This window comes from Winogradskyella sediminis, assembly GCF_003387355.1.
Taxonomy (GTDB): Bacteria; Bacteroidota; Bacteroidia; order Flavobacteriales; family Flavobacteriaceae; genus Winogradskyella; species Winogradskyella sediminis.
The window spans coordinates 1-3584 of the sequence record NZ_QUNH01000015.1 but is presented as its reverse complement, the minus strand read 5'-3'; the positions used below and the strand labels follow the sequence as shown (position 1 = coordinate 3584).

Below are 3584 nucleotides of genomic sequence, written 5' to 3'. Positions count from 1 at the left end.
GGTAGCTTTTTTTTCGCCAGTGTTCATTTGTTGTTTTCATAAGTGACTGTAATTAATTGCTTAATTTTTAGTCAACCTATTTCAGGAAAGTTCATTGTTTAAATTACAGCCAACGTCTCCGTATATGAAACGTAGCGTGTAAAAAGACGCTATCGTTTCGGATTATACACGAGCCGAATTTTTAAATTTTTCTTTTTATCTTTATTTTACCAAAAGCCAAATTTAAAAATTTGGCGGTCTTCATAAACACGCAAAAACCTTTTGGAAAGCCTATAATAGTTATGTTTTATATACATTGTTAGCAATAGTTATTCCATCCCAACATTTATTAAAACTTTTCCTATTTCTGTTAATGTTGCTTGAGACTTTTGAGTAATTATATCATTTTTAGCTCCTTCATAGCTATCGACAAAATTTACATCAACTAAACCGCTTGTGAAAATTGGGTCAGGTGTTGCTTCTGCTACAACTCCATTAGTGGTATTTTCTTTAAGCCAAACAATATCGTAATAGAATAAGTTTTTAACGAGATGAGCTATTCTTAAATATGTGATATAATCAATTTTTTCTTCAATAACTGCTTTGAATAGTCGTCCAATAATTTCAGGCTTTCCATCACTTTCTATTTTTTTCAAAATTTCGAATATCATTTCTCCAACGCTACTCTGGTATTTTTTCGAATTATTAATTTCATCAATTTTTTTGACACGTAGTTCTTGAGGTATAGAGTTAAGTTGATTAAGAAATTTATAGATTTTTTTAATCGCAAAATGCTTATTCACACTATTGCTAAATTTCATTATTCCGATTACAGTTCCAACTAAAGGAATGTCTTTCAAAATTCCATCATCCATTATTCCATCAACTGCCAATTCTGCATAATCTTTTGCAATTGAAGGTAATTCCGAGTCCATTATTATGACTTCAAGCTGGTCGTTTGGATTTTGCGGTTCTCTCATAATTATTGCTAACGGTCTCGGCTATGAGTAGTTGCGTGGTTTAGTACTTAACTTTGCAAGTACACACTAAACTGAAAATCCGCGAGGATTTTCAGAAGTAGGCGAGAACAAGCAATTACTTATAGCCATTGTTGGCAACTGGCTTTTTTATTAATAATCTTGAACTAAAACTTCAGTCGGAATGTGAAGTGTTGAATTCAGTTTTCTTATCATTCCTAAAGTCAGTTTACGTTTTTTACTTAAAATTTCACTAACTCTACTTTTAAAACCAACAACTTCGGCTAAATCCTTTTGTTTCATTCCCATCTGTTCCATTCTGAATTTGATTGCCTCAATTGGGTCAGGCATTCCAATTGGAAAGTTCTCATTTTCATATCTGTCAATTAAGATTGAAAGGATTTCCAATTCATCTCCTTGTTCAGTTCTTTTTTTTGCATCAAAAATCTCTTCAAGTCTGTTCAGAGCGTTTTGATAGTCTTTTTCGTTTCTTATTGGTGTTATTTTCATAATCAGATATTATTTGCGTCTATTTTGTCATATTCTGCGTGAGTTCCGATGAATCTTATCCAGCATATTTGATATTCAAAGTTGAATTTTACAATCAATCGGTAGTTGTTGCCTTTAATATTGTAAACAATTCGATTGTCTTTTAAAATACTTGCACTCGGATAATCGTTTTTTAATTCATTAATATTTTTCCATTCGGATTTTTCAGTTTCTCTATACCAAGACTTTAATTGTTCTTCACAGTCGGCGTGTTTTTCCCAAAAGTCTCGTAAAGTTCGTTTCGCTATTACTCTCACATTATACTTGTTTGTCGCAAATATAATAAAAAAGTTACCAATTTGGTAATAAAATTTCTTTTTTCAGCTTGTTGGCAACGGTTTTGTGTATGGTTAGTTGCGTGGTTAAGCGAGTAAGTTAGCAAACATTTACGAACCCGTGAATATTCCGCAGGAATATTCGCAAGTGGAGAAGAAAACAGCAATTAATTATACACGGTGTTAGCACACGTATTTATTCGTTTTTTTCATTCGTCAAATATTTATAACTCTGTTCAAAATATTTTTTCATTGATTTATTCAAATGTTGACTGAATTCAGTTTTTTCATTTCTTTCTTTAGATAACCAAGCCATTGCATAGGCAATTATTTGTTCTGGTAAATATCCTTGTCCAGTTGAATTCCAACCAAATGTTCCGCCTGTTGCAAATTGGGAAAAATTAAAACGAGAATTTCCAATAAAAATTCCAAATCCGTAAGCAATGGCTGTAAAGTCAGTTAAAAATTCGTCATTTTCTTCTATTCGGTTTTCTCCTAATAAAATCTGATGTGATAATTCGTGTGATATTGTCGCAATTAGGGAAATCGTATTTTTTAATTGGCTTGTCTCTATTGATACTATCGTACCGTTTTCTGTTTGCTCATAAGTTCCACTTGCACTTTTCCAACTTCCGTTAATATCTGCTGGTGTTGTCAAAGTTGTTCCATCATCCATTTCAATCGGTTCGTCTGAAAAGAATTCGAGTTTAATTTCAGTATCTCGAATGTTCATTAATTCCATTGTCCGTTTGAGTATGAATTCCGCATCTTTTTCAGTTCCGTCAAAAGTTCTGTTATAAAAATCTTTTGTTGGTGTTACTGTTCGGATTTCCATAAAGTGTTCTTCGCCAAATTTAGTCCGCAACCAATTAAGGTCTTCGTCAATCCAAATTTTATCTTCTTTGGTAATCGGTAATTTTGTCTTTTTATTCCAGAACATTATTGGTTTGGCATATGTTTGCTAACGTGTTTGTGTATGATTAGTTGCGTGGTTCAGCAACTAATTTAGCAAACTTTTACGAACCCGTGAAAATTCCGCAGGAATTTTCGCAAGTAGGCGAGAACCAAGCAATTAATTATACACGGTGTTAGCAACTGGCTTTTATTCCATTTCATATCTCCAATATAAGTTAGAATAAACCAGATAAGTAATTATTAATCTTTGTGTTTCGCTTTGAAAATCTACCTTATCTATTAATTCAGTCAATATTTCTTTATTCGGATAGGAATTTAGTTGGACTTTATCTTTTGTTCTTAAAATAAATTCATATTGTATTTGGTTCTTGAACGAACTCATTACACATTGATAAAATAATTCTTCAAAAAACAATACAGTCATCAAATTATTCTCGATGAAATAGTTATCAGAATTAAATTCGAAAAACTCTTTCTTGAGAAAATCAGTTTCGTCAATTGTTGAGATTAAGGACAAATAATCTTTTTTATTAATTCCAGAAAGCAACTTTCCGTTCTCCAAATAGTTTTCGAACTTTTTAATTGAATCGAACACATTAACTGATTTTGCAATTTCCGATTCCGACGTGTTCAAAGGATAGATTATTCCTCTTTCAAATGTTTTGGTGTTAATGCAACTTTGGTATTTTAATTCTGACTCGTATTTGTTGCTTTCACACGAGATAAAGAATAGCGTAATAAATATTGATAGTATGTATTTCAATTTTTGTGCGTGAGTTTTTTCAGCTTGTTGCTAACGGTCTCGTATAACCGTCAGTTACGGGTAAATATGCGTTAATTTTCGGTTTAGCACTGACATTAGCAATTCCGAGTGGATTCGAACGTAATC

The 3584-nt window shown here is 32.0% G+C and carries 5 protein-coding genes; all 5 read right to left on the bottom strand.

Annotation, left to right across the window (positions count from 1 at the left end):
• Positions 1–308: 308 nt before the first annotated feature.
• The gene (locus C8N41_RS16575) at positions 309–959 is read right to left on the bottom strand and encodes a hypothetical protein (protein ID WP_115840091.1); all 651 of its coding nucleotides are present in this window, start codon (positions 957–959) and stop codon (positions 309–311) included.
• 150 nt (positions 960–1109) lie between these two features.
• On the bottom strand, positions 1110–1466 hold the full coding sequence (locus C8N41_RS16570) for a helix-turn-helix domain-containing protein (RefSeq protein WP_115840090.1): 357 nt from the start codon (positions 1464–1466) through the stop codon (positions 1110–1112).
• 2 nt (positions 1467–1468) lie between these two features.
• The gene (locus C8N41_RS16565) at positions 1469–1762 is read right to left on the bottom strand and encodes a type II toxin-antitoxin system HigB family toxin (RefSeq protein WP_115840089.1); all 294 of its coding nucleotides are present in this window, start codon (positions 1760–1762) and stop codon (positions 1469–1471) included.
• A gap of 214 nt (positions 1763–1976) precedes the next feature.
• Complete coding sequence (locus C8N41_RS16560; protein ID WP_115840088.1) at positions 1977–2720, bottom strand: hypothetical protein; 744 nt, start codon at positions 2718–2720, stop codon at positions 1977–1979.
• A gap of 162 nt (positions 2721–2882) precedes the next feature.
• Positions 2883–3458: a hypothetical protein gene (locus C8N41_RS16555; RefSeq protein WP_147298983.1), complete on the bottom strand. Its 576-nt coding sequence runs from the start codon at positions 3456–3458 to the stop codon at positions 2883–2885.
• Between the last annotated feature and the right edge of the window lie 126 nt (positions 3459–3584).